The 18,572-nt window shown below is 67.7% G+C and carries 21 protein-coding genes and 1 pseudogene; 16 read left to right on the top strand and 6 right to left on the bottom strand.

Going from position 1 to position 18,572, the window contains the following annotated elements; genetic code table 11:
* Positions 1–173 precede the first annotated feature (173 nt).
* From ABEA24_RS26790 to ABEA24_RS26775, 4 genes are all read left to right on the top strand, one after another.
* Positions 174–731 carry a hypothetical protein gene (locus tag ABEA24_RS26790; protein WP_345433852.1) on the top strand — a complete coding sequence of 186 codons (558 nt, stop codon included), beginning with the start codon at positions 174–176 and terminating at the stop codon, positions 729–731.
* A gap of 99 nt (positions 732–830) precedes the next feature.
* Complete coding sequence (locus tag ABEA24_RS26785) at positions 831–2,642, top strand: AAA family ATPase (RefSeq protein WP_345433851.1); 1,812 nt, start codon at positions 831–833, stop codon at positions 2,640–2,642.
* Positions 2,639–3,310, top strand: coding sequence for a 4Fe-4S single cluster domain-containing protein (locus ABEA24_RS26780; RefSeq protein ID WP_345433850.1), 672 nt, complete (start codon positions 2,639–2,641; stop codon positions 3,308–3,310). The genes ABEA24_RS26785 and ABEA24_RS26780 overlap by 4 nt, the downstream gene beginning before the upstream one ends.
* Positions 3,298–4,461 (top strand): FHA domain-containing protein, encoded by a 1,164-nt coding sequence (locus tag ABEA24_RS26775; RefSeq protein WP_345433849.1) that lies wholly within the window; start codon positions 3,298–3,300, stop codon positions 4,459–4,461. Before ABEA24_RS26780 ends, ABEA24_RS26775 begins: the two co-directional genes overlap by 13 nt.
* A 101-nt stretch (positions 4,462–4,562) precedes the next feature.
* Here the strand turns inward: ABEA24_RS26775 and ABEA24_RS26770 are convergent, their stop codons facing one another.
* Positions 4,563–4,991, bottom strand: a complete 429-nt coding sequence (locus tag ABEA24_RS26770; RefSeq protein ID WP_345433848.1) for a hypothetical protein — start codon at positions 4,989–4,991, stop codon at positions 4,563–4,565.
* Between the two features lie 349 nt (positions 4,992–5,340).
* Here ABEA24_RS26770 and ABEA24_RS26765 point away from each other — a divergent pair, with 349 nt between their 5' ends.
* Both ABEA24_RS26765 and ABEA24_RS26760 read left to right on the top strand, forming a co-directional pair.
* Entirely contained in the window at positions 5,341–5,727 is a 387-nt protein-coding gene (locus ABEA24_RS26765; RefSeq protein WP_345433847.1) for an ATP-binding protein, read from the top strand.
* A 38-nt stretch (positions 5,728–5,765) separates the two neighbouring features.
* Positions 5,766–6,140 carry an STAS domain-containing protein gene (locus tag ABEA24_RS26760; protein WP_345433846.1) on the top strand — a complete coding sequence of 125 codons (375 nt, stop codon included), beginning with the start codon at positions 5,766–5,768 and terminating at the stop codon, positions 6,138–6,140.
* Positions 6,141–6,227: 87 nt separating this feature from the next.
* On the opposite strand, the gene ABEA24_RS26755 is transcribed toward ABEA24_RS26760, so the two are convergent.
* Positions 6,228–6,491: a hypothetical protein gene (locus tag ABEA24_RS26755; protein ID WP_345433844.1), complete on the bottom strand. Its 264-nt coding sequence runs from the start codon at positions 6,489–6,491 to the stop codon at positions 6,228–6,230.
* 214 nt (positions 6,492–6,705) lie between these two features.
* Here ABEA24_RS26755 and ABEA24_RS26750 point away from each other — a divergent pair, with 214 nt between their 5' ends.
* The 3 genes from ABEA24_RS26750 to ABEA24_RS26740 all read left to right on the top strand — a co-directional run bounded on the left by ABEA24_RS26750 (position 6,706) and on the right by ABEA24_RS26740 (position 8,595).
* Complete coding sequence (locus ABEA24_RS26750) at positions 6,706–7,374, top strand: class I SAM-dependent DNA methyltransferase (protein WP_345433842.1); 669 nt, start codon at positions 6,706–6,708, stop codon at positions 7,372–7,374.
* 38 nt (positions 7,375–7,412) lie between these two features.
* Entirely contained in the window at positions 7,413–7,910 is a 498-nt protein-coding gene (locus tag ABEA24_RS26745; RefSeq protein ID WP_345433841.1) for a cell division protein SepF, read from the top strand.
* 79 nt (positions 7,911–7,989) lie between these two features.
* Entirely contained in the window at positions 7,990–8,595 is a 606-nt protein-coding gene (locus tag ABEA24_RS26740; protein WP_345433839.1) for a hypothetical protein, read from the top strand.
* A 54-nt stretch (positions 8,596–8,649) separates the two neighbouring features.
* Here the strand turns inward: ABEA24_RS26740 and ABEA24_RS53715 are convergent.
* The 3 genes and pseudogenes from ABEA24_RS53715 to ABEA24_RS26730 all read right to left on the bottom strand — a co-directional run.
* Positions 8,650–9,066: pseudogene (locus ABEA24_RS53715) on the bottom strand (class IV adenylate cyclase); the annotation flags it as partial.
* A gap of 327 nt (positions 9,067–9,393) precedes the next feature.
* Positions 9,394–9,864, bottom strand: a complete 471-nt coding sequence (locus ABEA24_RS26735) for a VOC family protein (RefSeq protein WP_345433837.1) — start codon at positions 9,862–9,864, stop codon at positions 9,394–9,396.
* A 572-nt stretch (positions 9,865–10,436) separates the two neighbouring features.
* On the bottom strand, positions 10,437–11,066 hold the full coding sequence (locus tag ABEA24_RS26730) for a TetR/AcrR family transcriptional regulator (protein WP_345433836.1): 630 nt from the start codon (positions 11,064–11,066) through the stop codon (positions 10,437–10,439).
* A 156-nt stretch (positions 11,067–11,222) separates the two neighbouring features.
* Between ABEA24_RS26730 and ABEA24_RS26725 the strand changes: the two genes are divergently transcribed.
* From ABEA24_RS26725 to ABEA24_RS26715, 3 genes are all read left to right on the top strand, one after another.
* Positions 11,223–11,810: a hypothetical protein gene (locus ABEA24_RS26725; protein ID WP_345433834.1), complete on the top strand. Its 588-nt coding sequence runs from the start codon at positions 11,223–11,225 to the stop codon at positions 11,808–11,810.
* Between the two features lie 380 nt (positions 11,811–12,190).
* Positions 12,191–13,135, top strand: a complete 945-nt coding sequence (gene hemC, locus ABEA24_RS26720) for a hydroxymethylbilane synthase (RefSeq protein WP_345433833.1) — start codon at positions 12,191–12,193, stop codon at positions 13,133–13,135.
* Between the two features lie 118 nt (positions 13,136–13,253).
* Complete coding sequence (locus tag ABEA24_RS26715) at positions 13,254–13,394, top strand: hypothetical protein (RefSeq protein ID WP_345433832.1); 141 nt, start codon at positions 13,254–13,256, stop codon at positions 13,392–13,394.
* Positions 13,395–13,461: 67 nt separating this feature from the next.
* On the opposite strand, the gene ABEA24_RS26710 is transcribed toward ABEA24_RS26715, so the two are convergent.
* Positions 13,462–14,724 carry an acyl-CoA thioesterase/BAAT N-terminal domain-containing protein gene (locus tag ABEA24_RS26710; protein ID WP_345433831.1) on the bottom strand — a complete coding sequence of 421 codons (1,263 nt, stop codon included), beginning with the start codon at positions 14,722–14,724 and terminating at the stop codon, positions 13,462–13,464.
* Positions 14,725–14,938: 214 nt separating this feature from the next.
* On the opposite strand from ABEA24_RS26710, the gene ABEA24_RS26705 reads away from it, so the two are divergent.
* The 4 genes from ABEA24_RS26705 to ABEA24_RS26690 all read left to right on the top strand — a co-directional run bounded on the left by ABEA24_RS26705 (position 14,939) and on the right by ABEA24_RS26690 (position 18,537).
* On the top strand, positions 14,939–15,640 hold the full coding sequence (locus ABEA24_RS26705; protein WP_345433830.1) for a hypothetical protein: 702 nt from the start codon (positions 14,939–14,941) through the stop codon (positions 15,638–15,640).
* A gap of 223 nt (positions 15,641–15,863) precedes the next feature.
* Positions 15,864–17,390 carry an alpha/beta fold hydrolase gene (locus tag ABEA24_RS26700; RefSeq protein WP_345433829.1) on the top strand — a complete coding sequence of 509 codons (1,527 nt, stop codon included), beginning with the start codon at positions 15,864–15,866 and terminating at the stop codon, positions 17,388–17,390.
* A 408-nt stretch (positions 17,391–17,798) separates the two neighbouring features.
* The gene (locus tag ABEA24_RS26695; RefSeq protein WP_345433828.1) at positions 17,799–18,125 is read left to right on the top strand and encodes a hypothetical protein; all 327 of its coding nucleotides are present in this window, start codon (positions 17,799–17,801) and stop codon (positions 18,123–18,125) included.
* Positions 18,126–18,189: 64 nt separating this feature from the next.
* The gene (locus tag ABEA24_RS26690) at positions 18,190–18,537 is read left to right on the top strand and encodes a hypothetical protein (protein ID WP_345433827.1); all 348 of its coding nucleotides are present in this window, start codon (positions 18,190–18,192) and stop codon (positions 18,535–18,537) included.
* Positions 18,538–18,572: the final 35 nt, after the last annotated feature.

Below are 18,572 nucleotides of genomic sequence, written 5' to 3'. Positions count from 1 at the left end.
AATGACGATATCGCACTCACGCCTCCGTCTTATCTAAGACCCGTTATTCACGCCGACGCAACGCACACGGTAAAAAGGGAAGTGCGATGCCGAGGACGCATCTAAATTGTCCAAGTCAGTGGGCTATTCGGGGGAAACGAATGCTCCGCAAATCCTTCATCATCATTTCGATAATGCTGCTACCCCTTGCCGGGTGCGGCGGCGGCACCAAGAGCCGGCAGGAGCCGCAGGCACCGGCCGCCGGCGCGCCGCAGGCCACGGCGGGGGCGCAGGGCGCCTCCGGACAGACGGCCAGCCCGGCGGCGTGCCCGACCAAGGCGACGAGGAAGTTCGCCAAGACCCGGTTCATCACGAACGCCGGTCTCGCGGCCGGCACGTTCAAGCGCTACATCTACACGCCGTTCAAGAGCGGCGCCTTCCAGGCCGGCGCGCCGAAGCGGAAGAGGTCGATCGCCAAGGCGGCCGTCGCCGCGGTGTTCGCCTTCGACCAGCTCCGCCGGGCGAAGACCAACGCGCAGGCCGACCCGACCCTGTGCAAGGTGCTGATCAGTCCGATCGACAAGCTCAGCTCGTCGATGAAGGACCTGGCCGGCAAGCTCAAGGGCGGAAACGCCGACCCCACGGAGATCGGGGGGGTCTTCGACGGGATCGAGGGGTTCCGCAAGGACGCCGGCGGCGCGGGCGCCGGCTTCCAGGACAAGACCCCGCCGGCGAGCGCCGTCGGCGGCTGAACTGACCGTTCGGTGACGATCGCGTGATACCGGGACATCCCCGGCCACGCGGTCGTCACCCACCGGAAGACGGGGCCCGCAGCGGTTAGGCTCAGGCAGGTGACAACGCAGCCGGGCCCTTCGGGCGACACACGACTGGCGAGCTGGCCCGCGTTCGTCCGCGAGCTGGACGCCACCCTGTCCGTTCACGCGCAGTACGTCCTCTGGGGCAACCTGCACGACAGTTTCCTCGTCCCCGACGAAGGCCGGCTCTTCCCGCTCCGCGAGCTGCTGTGGGAGGCCCTGCGCCGCAGCGGCTACTCCTTCATGGTCGGCTACGACCGCGTCGACGGGCTGCGGATCCACCCCGCCGACGACAAGGCCGCCGCCGACGCCGCCGCGAGCCTGTTCGGCAGCCGCGTCGACGAGCGGAAGGTCCCCTCCCTGGAGGGGCTCCGCGCCTTCCTGAGCGCGCTGGCCCGGCCCACCCGGCCGATCCGCGCCGCGTTCGTCATCGACTACGCCTCCCGGATCGCGCGCAGCCCCACCGACCTCGAGCCGGCCGAGCGCGACTTCTTCGTCTTCTGCGAGAAGCTCTCCCGCACCGCGCTGCCCGTACGCGGAGACGGCGACCGGCCGAAGCCGCTGTACAACCCGGTCATCTGGCTGGCCGGCCGCCCCGGCGACCTGCCGCCGTGGCTGACCGCCGACAACGACGCGATCCGCGAGATCGCCATCCCGCGCCCCCACCTCGGCGACCGGCAGCAGACCGCGCGGCTGCTGGCCCGCGCGTTCGAGACGACCGACCCCGAGCTGGACATCACCGACGACTTCGCGCAGGAGGCGGAGGGCCTCACGCTCCAGGCGATGATCGAGATCACCCGGCTCGCCAAGGAGCGCGACGTCCCGCTGCACGACCTGCCCGACGCCGTCCGCACGTACAAGCTCGGCGTGCTCGACAACCCCTGGAAGCGTGAGCACCTGCGGCGGCGCATCGTCGATGGGGAGGAGCGGGTGCCCGCCCGCGTCCTCGGGCAGCCGCAGGCGGTCACCAAGACGCTCGACATCCTCAAGCGCGCCGTCCTGGGCCTGTCGGGGGCACAGGCCGCCCGCGCCTCCAGCCGCCCGCGCGGCGTGCTGTTCTTCGCCGGGCCCACCGGCGTCGGCAAGACCGAGCTGGCCAAGGCGATCACCTCGCTGGTGTTCGGCAACGAGGACGCCTACCTCCGGTTCGACATGAGCGAGTTCTCCGCCGAGCACGCCGGCGACCGGCTCATCGGCTCGCCGCCGGGCTACGTCGGCTTCGAGGCGGGCGGTGAGCTGACGAACGCCGTGCGCCAGGACCCGTTCCGCGTCATCCTGTTCGACGAGATCGAGAAGGCGCACCCGCGCATCCTCGACAAGTTCCTGCAGATCCTCGAGGACGGGCGGCTCACCGACGGCCGGGGCAACACCGCGTTCTTCTCCGAGTCGATCCTGGTCTTCACCTCCAACCTCGGCACCCGCGGCATCACCCCCGGCATGCCGTACGAGGAGCTCGAGGCACAGGTCCGCGGCGCCGTCACCGAGCACTTCACGACCGCGCTGAACCGCCCGGAGCTGCTCAACCGGTTCGGCGACAACATCGTCATCTTCGACTTCATCGGACCGGAGGCGGCCGACCAGATCTTCGATCTACAACTCGCCAACATCTGCCGTCGCGTGAGTGACGAACACCACATGAAGCTGCGGCTGTCGGACGACGTGGTCGCGGAGTTGCGCGTCTGGTGCACGAGCGAGCTCGACAAGGGCGGCCGGGGGATCGGCATGGCGCTGGAGTCGTACTTCATCAACCCGCTGGCCCGCGCGCTGTTCGACCGCGGCCCGGCCACCGACGTGACCGTCGCGGGCATCCACCGCGACGGCAGCATCGTCCGGCTGGAGCTGCGGTGAACGCCGACCCTCGTGACCAGGAGCGGACACTACTGCTGGCGAAGGCGCACTTCCCGGTCACCACGCTGGGCCCCGGCCGGCGCGCGGGCATCTGGACGCAGGGCTGCACGATCCACTGTCCGGGCTGCCTGTCCCGTGACACATGGGAGGCGGACCCGAGCACGGCCATCCCGGTCGCCACGGTGCTGGGCTGGCTCAGGTCCCTGAGCGGCGTCGACGGCGTCACGATCTCCGGCGGAGAGCCCTTCCAGCAGCCGGAGGCGCTGCGCGCCCTGCTGCTCGGCATCCGTGCCTGGGCGCCGCCCGAGGTGGACATTCTGGTGTACAGCGGCTACGCAGCGTCACGACTCCGGAGGTCCGCCCGCACCCGCGAACTTCTCGAGTTGTGCGATGCGGTCGTCGCGGGACCGTACATTGAACGCCTGAACCAAGTAGATCGGGGGCTTCAGTGGCGCGGATCGTCGAACCAACAGATCATCGCTGTCAGTGACCTTGGCAGGAAACGCTATGGTGACGCGAGGGGCGAAGAAACACCCCATATGCAGGTTTCGGTGGAAGACAACCGTATCTACTACATCGGGATTCCTCGGAGGGGCGACATGGAGCGGCTGACGGAGCGACTCTCGCTCTCCGGGGTACACGCCGGGGAGGTTTCATGGCGCCCCTGACATGCCCGGTCTGTGCCGCTCCGGTACGGCAAGGGGATCTCATCTGCATCAACTGCGGAGCGAACCTGGCCCGGCGGGAAGCGCCCCCGGCTCCCCAACAGCCCGGGGGTTACCAGGCTCAGGACCAGGGCCAGTCGCCCTATCCGCAGCAGCAGCAGTACCCGCCGCAGCAGGACCAGCAGCAGCCCTACGGGGGTCAGCAGCAGCAGCCCTACGGCGGGCCGCAGCAGGACTACCAGCAGCAGCAGCAGCCCTACGGCGCGCCGCAGCAGCAGTACCCGCCGCAGCAGGACCAGCAACAGTCCTACGGTGCCCCGCAGGACCCGTCTCCGTACGGCGCTCCGCAGCAGCCGGAGCAGTCCCCGTACGGCGCGCCCCCGCAGCAGTCCTACGGCGCGCCGCAGGACCAGCAGCGCAACTCGTCGTACCCTCCGGTGCAGAACCAGCAGCCGTACGGCGCGCCCCCGCAGCAGCAGGACCCGTCTGGGTACGGCGCTCCTCCGCAGCAGGACTCGTCCCCGTACGGCGCTCCGCAGCAGCCGGAGCAGTCCCCGTACGGTGCGCCCCCGCAGCACGACCAGCAGCAGCCCTACGGCGCGCCGCAGCAGCAGTACGCGCCGCCCCAGCAGCAGGGGTACGGAGGGGGCGGCTACGGCGGTCCTGGCGCGCCGCACGTGCCGCCGCCGCCGCGCGAGCCCACCATGACCGGTGGGGAGTCGACGGCCGCGTTCACGCCGTTCTGTCCGCACTGCGGGGCCGACATCCCCGACATCGGCAACCCGGTCTGCGTTTCGTGTCTGCGTCCGCTGCACGACCAGGCGGGCGCCGGCGGGCAGCAGCAGCTCACAGTGTTCATCCAGTTCTCCTCCGGCGAGGTGCAGTGCGGTGCCGGCCAGGAGCTCATACTGGGACGCGACCCGGTGCAGTCGCCGGTGGCGAGCACGTTCTCGCGGTTCGACAACGTCTCGCGCCGGCACGCCACAGTCGGCATCGACGGGGGCGGCCAGCCGTGGTTGCGCGACGAGCGCTCCACGAACGGCACCTTCATCAACGACCGGCGACTCCAACCCGGCGAGCAGGCCCCGATCCGCGACGGCGACTCCATCCGTCTCGCCGCCGACGCCCGCGGCCAGGTGCGGTTCGGCCGCTGAGATGGTCTCCTCCGCGCTGATCCCGTCCCGGCGGACCGGGGCCGGGTCAGCGCGGACCGGCAGCCGACGGGCTCAGGCGGTCGGCAACCGAGCGGCGTGGATCAGTAGCCGACCAGCGCGACCCGGGCGGCCGTCGCGGCGCCGACGGTGATCGGGTAGTCGTTCGGATTATGGACCCGGAGGCGGAGCCGGACCGTACGGTCGAGGCCGAACTGGCCGCCGTGCGATGTGCGGAGGCCGCCTCCCGGGTCGCCCCGGTACGTGATGCGCCATGGGTCGTCGACGACGGACGTCCCCTGGGCGTTCATCCGGGTCCAGGCCACATCGACCGGGTCGTCCGCCTTCAGTCCCGTGATGACGGTGAGCGCGTCGCACAGCGCCCAGTACTCCCCTCCCACGATGATCGAGTAGAGGTCGCCTCCGTGCAGGCCGTGGGTGTCGGAGAGTTCGGTACGGAACAGCACGAAGGCGTCGGCACGGGGGTCGACCGGCTGGTCCTCCCCTGCCGCGAGGCTCACGACGATCGCCACCAGTCCTCCCGAGAAGTGCCGGTTACTGGCAAAGTAGGCCAAATCCGATCATTCGCCGAGGGGCATCAGGCTCCGGATCGACGGAACCGCAGGCAGACCCGCGTACGCGGCCCAGCGCCCGCATACGGCCGGCCCCAGCCGGATCGGAATTCCCGGAAGTCGGCACCAGCACGCAGCAAAGCACGTCAAATGGGTATATGACACTGCGCGGTAGTGAGTCGCGATGGCACGGGTGAGTATGACCTCGAATGACGGGCAGGGTGAGACAGACATGCGAGGGCTCGTTATGGTGGCTACGCACTCCATGGCAAGGCCCTGGCAGCGACCACCGAACGATTCGGCCGGCCCCATGAGCGAGATGAAGTTCACGGCGGAACAGCTGCCGATCCTGCGTCGCTTCACCGAGGTGCACGCCCGCCGATACCGGATGAACGAAGGCCTGATCGGCGACCTGGTCATCGCCGTCAACGAGATCGCGACGAACGCCGTACGCCACGGGTCGCACTACGCCGAGCTGCGCATGTGGACCGAGGACAGCCGCGTCATCGCCGAGATCCACGACAGCGGCACCTGGACGCCCGCCGACACCCCCGGCGGAAGCCCCCCGCCGCCCGACGCGGAAGGCGGCATGGGGATCTGGGTCGCCCGTCAGATCTGTTCGGCCGTCAACATCAGGACGGGAATCAACGGCACAGTCGTACGATTGGAACTCTCTCCGACAGCGCGGTACATCTGACCGGTACCGTGGGTCCTCCACGGCCGAGGGGGGGCACCATGGCAGCGCTCGAACTGTCTTCCAGCCGGCATGGCGACCGTACGGTCCTGCACGTCAGCGGTGAACTGGACATCATCAGCCGGGCCGAGCTCATCACGTGCCTGGACAAGGTCATCAAGCAGCACGGCGGCAAGATCATCCTCGACCTGACCGGCCTGGACTTCATGGACACCAGCGCCCTCAGCACCGTGGTCTCCTACTGGAAGCGCCTCACCACGACCGAAGGCGGCTTCCTCGCCCTGGCCGGCGCCCAGTACCGCACCTCGCGAGTCCTGTGGATCACCGGACTGGCCCAGCGCCTCCCCATGTACGACGACGTCGCCGCCGCCCTCGCCGACACGGAGACCCGGAGCGCCGCCGACGACGCGTCGTGACGACCACCGACACGAAAATCCCCGGCGATCGCCACCCCGAGGGAGCGGTGAACGCCAGGGATCTCGATGCGGAGTCAGCTTGAGAACTCAGGCTGAGAAGACCTCGCAGGCGATGCCTTCGCTGAGGTAGCCGTACCTGACCACGGCGTTGTTCCGCTCTTCGACGGAAGTCGTGTAGAAGTGGTCGCCGATCGCCGGATTCCACAGACGGAACAGCGGAACCCTGGCCGGGTCCGACGCGGGCGGGATCGCCATCGCCGGCCCCGCGACGAGCGACGCGCCCACCAGGAGACCGACAATGATGCCCAGGCGCCCGAAAAGCGCGGCTATGAGAGTCCGGCCACGTCTCATGATTCTCCTAACTCCGGGAATCTCGAATCCGGACCGGACCTACCCGTCAGCGCGACGCCCAAAGTAATCGCCCATTAAGCTTTGGCCAAGCTCAGCCGCTTTCGCGGTCCGGCACACTGCGGGCGCTTCCAGCGGCAACCCCCGACATATCACCTATTTCAAATGATGAGGCGTGGGCTTCCTAGGCACGGCTCCATTCGGTTACGGTGATCTGGTGACGGAGCCCTTTTTTCTGCGGACGATCCAAACGGCCTATGACACCGTCGCCGCCACCTACGGCGAAGCATCCCGGGCCGGGCTCGACGACCGACCGCTGGACCGCGCCGTGCTCTCCACGTTCGCCGACCTCGTACGGGCCGAGGGCACCGGCCGCCCCATCGCCGATCTCGGCGCCGGCCCCGGCCACGTGACCGCACATCTCAACGCGCTCGGGCTGAACGTCTTCGGCGTCGACCTCTCGCCGGCCATGGTCGCGCTGGCCCGCCGGACCCATCCCCGCCTGCGGTTCACGGAAGGCTCGATGACCGCGCTGGACGTGGCGGACGGAGCGCTCGCCGGCATCGTCGCCTGGTACTCCATCATCCACATCCCGACGGACCGGTTGCCGGGCCTGTTCACCGAATTCCACCGGGCGCTCGAGCCCGGCGGGCACATACTGCTCGTCTTCCAGATCGGCGACAAGCCGCTGCACCTGGAGCGCGCGTTCGGCCACGACGTGTCGCTGGTCGCCCACCGATGGCCGATCGGCCGCGTCGCCGCCCTGCTGCAGCAGGCCGGCTTCACCGAAGTCGCCCGGATGACCCGCGAGCCCACCGGCGCGACCGAGAAGGTACGCCGCGGCTACCTCCTCGCCCGCGCCGGGCTGCGGACTCCCGGCGGATGAACGCTTGATGTCCGCGCCGACTCGGGAAGACTGGTCCGGTGATACTCGAGACAGTGCGGCCCCGCGACTACAACGACGTCGGGCGTGTAGGGCACTATTTCCGCGAGGGCGTTCTCGTCGTGATGGACCTCACGGCGATGGCGGACGACGAGGCCAGACAACTCGTCGACTTCGCAGCAGGCCTCATCTGCGGCCGAGGCGGCGACATGCAGCGCCTGAGCCCCAAGGTCTTCCTGCTGATCCCCTCGGCGCCGGCCAGGCCCGGCACCACGACGGGCATCGTCAAGCGCCTGCGCCCACGCGACTACAACGAGGTGCTGTATGTCGGGCACTATTTCCGCAACGGCATTCCGGTCGTCATGGACCTCACGACGATGGCAGACGACGAGGCGCAACAACTCGTCGACTTCGCAGCAGGCCTCATCTGCGCCCGGGGCGGCGACATGGAACGCCTGAGCCCCAAGGTGTTCCTGCTGTTGCCCTCGGGGATGGCCAAGCCGAGTGACGTCACGAACAACACCGAGCAGACCATCTAGGGACCCGCCCGGGGGCCGTGACCTAGGCGCGGTGGCGGCTTTCATGATCTGATGGCTGCGGGCCACGGGAGGGAGCCGCATGGAATCCTCAAGAGGATCGGTTCAAGCGTTCGTGTCGCTCGACACTCGGCAGCAACTTCCCCGCATGGCCCGATCGTGGCAGGCGTCGTGTCAGGCAGCCGCCGTCTCCGTGGGAGGGCTTTTCGCCGTCCTCATCATCGCCATGGTGACGCATCGGAGCAGTCCGCAGGTCATGGCGGCAGGGCTGGCCATTCCCGTCTTACTTTTCGGTGCGTTCACGGCATATGAGTGGCGGATCGGTCGCCGACTCGACATCAAACTGACTCGACTACATCTGATCGGCGTCGCGGCGGGTCTGATCGTCTGGCTGATGTACCCGGCCCCGGGAAGCCTGCCGTTCGATCCCACGTCAGCGCAGTTGTGTGCCTACGTCGGGCGTCCGATGGTCCACGCCTGCATCGTCAAGGCCGACGCCGCCCGGGCGCGAAGCGACATCGCGTGGTGGTCGACAGGTGCGCTGATCGTAGTGTTCGGCCTGTTCGCCCGCCGTTCCCGCACCGCGGCCTGGACAGCACCCGCCATCGCAATCGCAGGAAGTGCTCTGGCTGTGTACTTCCTCGAAGTATTCCTCCGAGCCGCTGCGCAGGGCGGATTCATCTCCTGAGAGAAAGTGCCTCGCCGGGTTCGGCCTGGCCAAGGCTCCTATTGCAGCCTCGAGTTCGATGAACGTGCCCGCGATCTTGGGAACCGTGACGACGGTCGCGAGCATGTCGCGGCCATGCGCAGTGAATCGGTAGTTGGCGCATCGCTTCTCGAATGCGACGAGACGCTCAAGGCCGAGCGCTCGGAACACGGTGTCGAGGGTCTCCGCGTCTGCGAGGTCGGTCTCGTGCTCGGGTTTGGAACCGCTGTCAGCGTCTACGGCTGGTTCTTTGTACGTCAGGACCGTACGACGTAGCTCACCGGCTTCTATGACGCGCACCCGCAACTCTCGGCCCGCTGCGGTGAGGTCTCGGCCAGGGCGGTCGTAGTAGGTGTCCCGGTAGGTGCTGCATTCCTCATCGGCCAGGCGGCGGAGACGCTTGCGTAGGGCATCGGGCTCACGGACGTGTGCCTTCAGTTCGGCCTCGATCACTGCTCCGCCCTTCCCTCCAGGAGATGGCGAGCCTGACGCCACATCTCGTCGAATTGGCGACGGAACCCGGCGGCCGTCGAGCTTGGCGGCACGCCAAGCCTGGGCCTGCGAAGCCGCGCAGCTCGTCGCCGCCGGCGCGCCGACACTGGATCCAACGGCCCAGCCGGTCGGCGTGGACGGCCTGGGGATGGACCTCTGGCGGCCACCTACGTCGTGGTCGCAGATAAGGCCTGCGACCACGACGTAGGTGGCCGATGATTGTGCCGAAGCGGCTCGCTGCTGCCCGTACCGCACGACGACGGCGCGCGTGCGGAACGTGGTGGTGGGTCAGGCCGGGGCGTCGGCGTCCTGCGTGGAGGCCTCGAACGCCTCGGGGCCCTGCTCCGCTGCCGCCGGGTCCATCCACATGACCTGCCAGCCGTGGCCGTCGAGGTCGAAGAAGCTGCGTGAGTACATGAAGCCGTGGTCCTCGGCGTCATCGGCCTCGGTGCCGCCCGCGGCGAGCGCAGCGGCGCTGACCGTATCGACCTCATCGCGGGATGACACGCTGAAGCAGTACAGCGCCAGCGTGTGCGTGGTGGGATCGGCGATCGGCAGCTTCGCGAACTCCGCGAACTTCTCGCGGCCGAGCAGCATGACGAAGGCGTGCTCGCCGACCAGCATGCAGGCGGCGGTCTCGTCGGTGAACATCGGGTTGTAGCTGAACCCGAGCTTGGCGAAGAACGCCTTGCTGCGCTCGATGTCCGCTACGGGGATGTTCACGAACAGCATGCGGCCGGGGTGTGCGGGATTGGTCATGGTCGGTCTCCAGTCGATGGCTCGATGGCCTACGTCCTGGTAGACCGGCCCAGCCGACGGAACTCATCGGTGGATCTCGGCTAAGACGCTCAGTCATACAATCCGACGAATTGCCGCAGATTCAACGGCAGACACAGACCACCGCCCCTGCCACTCGATCTGAGACACCCCAGGTCACAAGCCCTGCCTGCCTTAGATCAACTGTCACAGGACACGAGAGGTGCGGAGACGCGCGGGGGTCATCGCTCAGCGGGGTGGTGCCCGAACTCACCAACACCGCTTCGCGGCTGAGCGGGCTGGTGTCGGCACTCATCGACATCTGGTGCTCGTTCTCGGGATCTGCAGATCCGCTTCTCGGCGGCATAGCCAGTTCCGTATCGCCTCGGTGGCATGCTGCCACTCAGGGTCACCGTCGTGGAGGGCCGACCACAGGTAGGCCTGTGTCATGCGCTGGGTGACCGCCAGCGAGTTCGCCGAAGTCGAGCACACCACACACAGCGTTCCCTTTGGAGACGACAACGATCGTTTGCGGCCGCTGTGTGTTGCTTCGTGGCCCGATGCTGTGCGAGTGCTCAGTGAAGGACGGTGAGCAGGCCCTCGACGCCGCGTTGGAACGCGGCGCCGACGCTCTCGACGCCGTCGAGGTGGGCGCCGGTCATGGCTCCGTCGCGCATCATGACGAAGTGTCTTGCGGCGTGCTCTGGTTTGCCGCGCCGCGGTGAGGCCCCGAAGACCTGCGCGAACAGTTCCGTGAGCGTGGTCACGTACCAGGCTCGGTGATCGAGGACCACCTGGCGCACCGGGTCGTGGGGGTCGGGGTACTCGTTTGCGGCATTGAGGAAGGCACACCCGCGGAATTCTGGTTTGGCCAGGTCGTCGGCGACGGCGGTGCCGATCGTGCGCAGCGCGTCGGCCGGCGACGACGCGGCTTCGATGGCGGCCTGCGTGTCGGCGCGGATGTGGGCGTCGACGCCGCGCAGGTAGGCAAGTACGAGGTCTTCCTTCGAGGGGAAGTGCCGGTAGAACGTCGCTCGCGTGGCCGGGGCCTCGGCGAGGATCCGCTCGACCCCGACCGCACGGATCCCCTCGCGGTAGAACAGCGCGCTGGCCGTGGACAACAGCCGTTCTCGGGCCTCGGACCGCCTCTGCCTCCCCGAGTTGCTGTTCTGGCTGTCGGGCGCGGAACGGATCGGTGTCGCCATGAACCGACCGTAGCAGAAAGAACGATCGGTCTTGCAATTGCCGGCGACGTCTGCCAAGCTCGGCGCTGCAAGAGAGAGAACAGTCTTTCTACCTGGAGACACCGTGCCGAGCCGAGACGCGACCAGCATGATCCACCCGAATGAAGGGAATCTGTCATGACCACCGCCACCGCCCCGGCTGCGACCGGTGTCGCACCGACACTTCGGCGCCTCTACTTCGTGCGTTTCGGGTTCGCCGTCGTCTGGGCGATCCTGCTGTTCCTGACCGCGTCCGGCATCAACCTGCTGACCGCCGTGCTGCTCGTGCTGTACCCGGTGTTCGACGTGGCCGCCGCCGTCGTCGATGCCCGCTCCGCGCGGGTCAACGTGGCCGGCGGATCCGCGAACGCGTCCGCCCCAGGTCTCTACGTCAACATCGCGATCAGCACCCTCGCCGCCGTCGGACTCGCCGTCGCCCTCACCTCCGGAATCCCAGCCATCCTGCGAGTCTGGGGGCCATGGGCCGTTGTGGCCGGCATAGTGCAGCTCGTGGTGGCCATCCGGCGGCGCCGATTGGGGGGACAGGGGGCGATGATCGCCAGCGGGGCCATCTCCGTGCTGGCCGGCGTGTCGTTCTTCCTCATGGCGTCGAGCGCAGGAGCTTCTTTGGCCAATGTGGCCGGCTACGCCCTGCTCGGCGGCGTCTTCTTCCTCGTCTCCGCGCTGCGCCTCGGACGGAACGTCAGCCAGAGTGGGAGGAACTGACATGACCGACCACACCGCGGGGTGCGTAGCCAGCCCCGCAACCGCTGGGCCGGCTCTGCTGGCGGATGAGGCCGGACCGGCCTGCGCGCCAAGACCGCCGAGGAACTTTTGAGCCAGATCCCGTTCTCGTCGACAGAACCACCAGGACGGCCGCCGAGAGGGGCATTGGATGTTGCGACCTCTCGGTGGCCCGGCGCATCGGCGGCAGGATGAAGAACCGCGTCGTCTGATGTTGGCGGGCGGCCCGGGTCAGGCGATGTCCGTCTGGGGCCGCGGCGGGCACGACGGTCGAAACGGCGAAGAAGAGGTGTGGGCCTCATCACGACGATGTGCCGACCGAACTCCAGGCAGGCGGCCCGTTAACGGCCTACCTTGGTCAGGTGCTGCCCGATTCCCGGATTCGCATCGGCTCACGGACCTCGCCGATGGCACTCGCCCAGGCCAATCAGGTCCGTGACCTGCTCACCGGCATGGTCGACGGACTCGACGCCGAGATCGTCGGTATTCAGACCTCCGGCGACCGCTGGCAGGGCGACCTCTCCGAGTTCGGCGGCAAGGGCGCGTTCCTGAAGGAGATCGACCGCCACCTGCTGATGGGCGGCATCGACATCGCCGTGCACTGCATGAAGGATGTCCCCGGCGACGTCCCACTGCCCGAGGGCACGGCCTTCGCGGCCTACCTCGAACGGGAGGACGTCCACGATGTCGTCGTCTTCCCCACCGGTTCGCCGTACCGCAGCATCGAGGAACTCCCCGCCGGTGCGCGCATCGCAACCAGCGCGGTGCGGCGCAAGGCGCAGCTCCTGCGAGCCCGCCCGGATCTGCAGATCGACCGGATCCGCGGCAACGTCAACTCCCGGCTCGCCCGGTTCGACGAAGAGCGGCGGTTCGATGCGATGATCCTCGCCCGAGCCGGGCTGCGCCGCATCGGCATGGAAGATCGCGTCGGGCAGGTCCTGCCGCTGGAGATGATGTGCCCGGCCATCGGCGCCGGAGTCATCGGCGTCCAGTGCCGTACCGCCGACAAGGGCATCGTGGAGCTCGTACGGCTGCTGGACCACGCCGAGACCCGCACCCACGTCACAGCCGAACGTACGATGTTGCAGGGCCTGCGAGGACACTGCAATTCGCCGATCGCCGGGCACTGCACCACCACCGGCGGACAACTGTCGATGATCGGCATGGTGTTCTCCGGCGAGGGCGACACATTCGCCTACGCCCACGAGTGGGACAAACCCGACCGCGCGCCCGAACTCGGCGCGTACGTCGCCGCGACACTCGTCCGCAAGGGCGCCCGCGACATCATCGCCGGCATCCCACACTGAACGGCGCCCCTGACGGTCGTCGCCGAAAAGCCGACACGGCTCCATCTCGCCGGACTGGCCACATCCAGCACGTCGATTCTCATCCCGGCCGGTCTCGGCCGCAGGCAGTATCGAGGTCATGCGGAGGTTAGGTGCACTGCGTTGGCGCAGGCTGGTCTCGTTGGCCGGGTTCCTGCTCATCGCCGTCTGTGTGGCGCTGATCGGATTCCTGGAGCAAGGAGACCGCCGACGGCGACGCCTGCTGGGCACCACGGCCTGAGGACCGGAAGCGACGGCCGGTCCCTCGTGCAACGGACCGCGTACGGCGAGCTCCGGCACGCCGGGTGTCAGCCGCCCATTGCGGCCAGGAAGGCCAGCGTCCTGGGCCAGCCTTGCGCCCGTGCGGCGGCGTCACCGGCGCGGGTGCCGCCGTGCTCGAGAATCACGCCGGTGCTCGCGGGGAACCGGACGCCCGCCGCGAGGTAAGGGAAGGTGCCGACGCCGTGACCTGCTCCCGGGTAGATCAGCGCTTGGTGCGGGAAGCGGTCGTGGTCGCGGTCGAGTTCGGTCATGATCTGCCGGGCCCAGGTTTCGGAGTACCAGAGCTGGTCCTGGGCACCGGCGATCGCCAGGACCGGACCGTCGATGTGGTCGAGTGGGATCACGCCCTGCGGGAGGGGGCGGCCGCGCCACGTCCAGGCGTTCCCTCCTTGCCCGCGGGCGCCGAGGCCCCGGTTCACCCTGTTCGACGGCGCGTACACGATGACACCGTGGACCAGGCGAGAGTAGAGCTGACCGAGCAGCAGGGCCGCCTCGGTGCCCCGCGAGTAACCCTGGGCGACCACGTGCGCCGGGTCGACGCCGGGCTGGGCCGTGAGCAGCCGTGCCGCCCTGGCGAAGTACTCCATGGGAATGTCCTGGAGCGTGGCCGGCAGGCCCGGATCGCGGAAGTAGGCCAGCGTCAGCGCCGGGTAGCCGTGGGAGGCGAGCAGGGCGGCCTCGTACTCCCCGCTGTTGCCGCCTTCGGAACCACCGAACAACAGCACCGCCGGGTGACGGCCCCGGCCCGTGGGCGGCAGGAACAGGTCACCGTCGACCTTGTCGGCCGCGACCGTGAAGCTCTTGTGGGTGACGCCGGGAGTGAGCCACTGCCGGGTCAGCGTCCGGCCCGCCAGCCGATGGCCGTGCGCGATCACGGTGATCTGCACGTCATAGGCGGGCCGCTGCTCCGGGTACGACGGGATGAACGCGCTGGCATCGGGATCACCACTGGGCGGGACCATCGACCAGAACAGCCCCATCCCGTCCGCACCCGTGTACGTGCCCGAACGCGGACGGGCACGATCGAGATCGACCATCCCGCGGCCGTCCGCGCGAAAAACGGCCCGGCCGCGCCATCCGTCCCGGCGATAGTCCTGGGCGGCCGCACTCATCTCGACGGTGTCATGCGGGACGAGGCCGCTGATCGTCAGGTGAATCGGCCGATCGGCTAAAGCGACCGGAGCATCCACCGTGATGACCGCACGATCACTGTGGCGCGGACCACAGCCCGCCGCCGTACCCCCGGCCACCAGGAGAAGAGCCACCAGTGCGCGATTCCTCAATCGCATCTCGTCTCCCCGTGATCACGACGATCGCCGCGAGACGCGACCATATAACGCCGTCCATCCGATCGGAGCAGTCCGGCCAGAGATGGCCATGCCATGGGGCGCTCCGACTCGGGCGACACGCGCAAGATCATCGCGGCGTCCGAACAGCCGGTGGGCCTCGCGCAGGTGAAGTAGCCTCTCCGGGGTTCTGACGATCTATCAAGACAGGTCCACTATGTCCGAATATTCAGAAACCAGCCCACGGACTTCATCCGCCGAGATCCCGGATATTCTGTACGACACCTTCGATTACCTGGCTCACCGGGTAGTGGGTTCGTCCGCCGAGGCCTTTGGCTGGATCGACCGCTCGTTGCTGCCCGACGAGGATAAAATCGCGCTACGCGTCTTCGTGGAGAGGTTCCCTGGAGCCGATTTCTATCGTGACGACGCCGTGCTGCTCGATCACCTGGAGCAGCGCAACGCGGTGATACTGCCGCCCTGGCTTCGGGAGATCCGGCAGGTGCTGTCCGGACTAGGGCCGGACGCTCAAGTCCGTTTCGACGACTTCGATATCTGGAACCCGCGCGCGGATCGCATCGATGACGACGATGAGTTCATCGACCTGTGGTATGAGGACAATTTCTTCGGCTATCTGCAAGAGGAAGACCGCGACCTGCTGAGGAACGGGGCCGAGTGCTACCCGATCCTTTGCGTCACGAAAAGCGTGAACTACCTGCTCGCCGCCGACCTCAGCGATCCCGAGAACCGACACATCGTCGACCTGTGCGATGAAGACGTCATGGACGACCGCTATGCCGGCAGAGCAGGCACTGAATCGGTCTTCCCGGCATTCAAGTCATACGCGAATATGCTTTCGCACATCGTCGAGTGCCGAACGAAGGACGGCACTGTGATCCGTGCACGGGACGTTTCCTGACCCCCACCACGTCGCGTGTCCGCGAGATCCCCTTGGAGGAACTGGCTCAGGACTACGAGCTCTGGCTGTAGTCCCCTCCCTCCCGTTCTCCTCGTAGCCGCCGGGCCCTCCAGGTCCTGACGGATTCTGTGACGTCGCTGTGACCGGCTCCTTGGCAGTCTGCCCGGCATCCGCGTTTCCCACGAGGAGAGGGTTCTTGATGAGACGTGCGACAGTCGGTGGCGTGGGTGGTTTGGCCTGCGTGGCGCTGGCGCTGGGCAGTGCGACACCGAGCATCGCCGTGCCGGCCGCCGCCGTGGCGAGTCGGTCGGTTTCGGCCGTCGCCTGGAGGCCCTGCCCCACCTATTCCGATGAGGTGATCACGAGCCTGGGCGCCCCCAAAGAGCAGATACCGCAGTTCCGCGCGCAGCTGAAGCGCCTGGAGTGCGGGACGGTCAGCGTCCCACTGGATTACCGCCACCCGGACGGCCGGAAGATCAGCATCGCGGTCACCCGGCTGCGCGCCACGGACACCGAGCACCGGCTCGGCGCCCTGGCCATGGCCCCGGGCGGGCCCGGCGGCAGCGGATATCTCGACCCCATCGCCATGACGCTCAGGAACAAGGAGATCGCCCGGCTCAACGACCGGTACGACCTCATCGGCTTCGATCCCCGCGGGGTGAACTACAGCACCAAGACCAACTGCGAGGGTACGCCTCCTCCCAATACGGGACCCGGACCGCTGACCAAGGCGTCGGCCAAGCGGATCTACGAGGCTCAGGCGGCGGACAACGCCGCCTGTGGGCGGTCCGATCCGGCGTTCCTCGGGCAGCTCACCACCGCGAACGTGGCCCGGGACCTGGATCGCGTGCGGGCCGCACTCGGCGAGCGCAGGCTCAACATCCTCGGCTTCTCCTGGGGCACCTGGCTCGGCGCGGTGTACCGCAGCCTCTTCGCCGGCCGTACGGGGCGCGTCTTCCTGGACAGCCCGGCGCCGCCGTACACCAGCTTCGCCGAGCATGACAAGGGGGTCGCCGCGGCCACAGAGCGGAACTTCGCGCGTATGGCGGCGTGGCTCGCGCGCTACCACACGACGTACGGCCTGGGCACCACCGCACAGCAGGTACGGGCCACGGTCTTGAAGCTGCGCCACGACTATGACGCCAACCCCAAGACGTTCACCGACCTGAACAGAGCCATCGACGGCGCCTCGATCGCCCAACTGGCCGGCACGACCTCACCCCAATGGCCGCAGGCCGGCCGGGCGCTCGCCGAGCTGCGGGACGCGACCGGCCCCCAAGCACCGCCCACCGTCAAAAAGATCTTCGGTGCCGAACCGGCCAAGCCCATCCCCGGCGCACCCGAGATGCAGAACATGACGATGAACCGGGCGACCATCTGCAACGAAGATCAGAGCCGGCTCAGCTTCTCCGCCGCCTGGACCGCCTACCAGCAGCGCCTCAAGCGCAACCCCGTGACGGCCTACTACTTCGGCGGCGGATGCGCCGGCTGGCCGCTGCCCGTACAACAGACCCGGGTACACCGCACCGCGGGATCGCTGGTGTTGTCCGGGCACCGTTACGACACGATGTCCGCCTACGAGTGGACCCTGCAGATGCAGGCCGCCATCGGCGGCAAGGTCTACACCGTCGACGACGACGTCCACGTATCGGCCACACGCGTGCCCGAATGCGCCGCAGACGTGACGGCCTACTTCACCACCGGCCGAATCGACGGCGGCTGCGACGGAGCGAAGGTGCCGACCTCGTAGGGCCCGCAGCAATCCGGGTCCCGGACCTGACCACTCCACCGGAACCGACAACCGACAACCGACACGACAGATCAGGATCCAGCCGACAGCCGCTGTCAGCAAAACGCCCCCTTGCGTGATCGCAAGGGGGCTTTGATCTGGGCCGCAGCCGGAGGAATTCGAACCCCCAACCTTCTGATCCCTAGCCAACGGTGGCGCATGTCCGGCGTCCGTACGCCACAGTTCGCCGGCGTCCGTCTTCAATCCGTGAACTTTGCCGACCCCCGCCGCATCACAAGAGCGTGACCCGATCACGGGGGCACGGAACAGCGAATTGATGGGGAGCTTTTGCCGGCGAAGAGGGCTACCTTTGGTGCGGTCGCAATAGTGACACTGGGCATCTTCCTGACCGGTTGCGGAGGAGGTGCTGTGAACGCGGCTTCGTCTCCCACGAGCACCGCGATTCCGACCCAGAAAAGCACGACGTCTCCGGCGGGTACGCAGGTGAAGGCCGGCGTGAAGTGCACCGACCAGATCAACTATTCGGGTGACTCCAGGTCCAACGCAGAGATCAACAGCATCGGCGAACGGACAGGCCACTGCCCCGCAGCCCAGCAGGGCACACCTCCGACCGGCACACCGAAGAAGGCCGGCATGAAATGCACCGACCAGATCAACTACTCGGGTGACTCCAGGTCCAACGCGGAAATCAACAGCATCGGCGAACGGACAGGCCACTGCCCCCCAATCCAGTGACCCTCACAAGGAACGTGTGGCGGGGCCAGGATGTCGCCAGACCAGCGACCGTAGGCTACTGACCATGCACGCCACCCTCACAGAGCACGCTCGGTGCCTCTATGGCGATGAGTATCGACCAACACCCGAGTGCGCACTTGAGCACCACGAGCACTACTTCGTTGAGGAGTTGACCTTCGCCGATGCGGACTCGATTCTGGCCATGCTCCATGAACTGTCTCCGCACCTGGTAGACGGTCACCTTCCGGTGTGGATCCGCAACCTGGCCTACCGACTCGTGCTTTTGCAGCGGCCTAACGAGCCAACCCTGATGCGCGAGGCGGCGGACAGTCTCTATCTGCATGGCCCGGACTGGGACGACATCGCTGCGGACCTCCGCCATCGAGCTGATGCGCTTGAAGCGGCGGCCTAGACTCCCGGCTTCCTGCTTGCAAATCATGCCGATCT

Source organism: Actinoallomurus vinaceus, from assembly GCF_039542055.1.
GTDB classification, from domain to species: domain Bacteria; phylum Actinomycetota; class Actinomycetes; order Streptosporangiales; family Streptosporangiaceae; genus Actinoallomurus; species Actinoallomurus vinaceus.
Note: the sequence above shows the minus strand (reverse complement) of the source record. Positions and strands in the feature narration are given on the sequence as shown.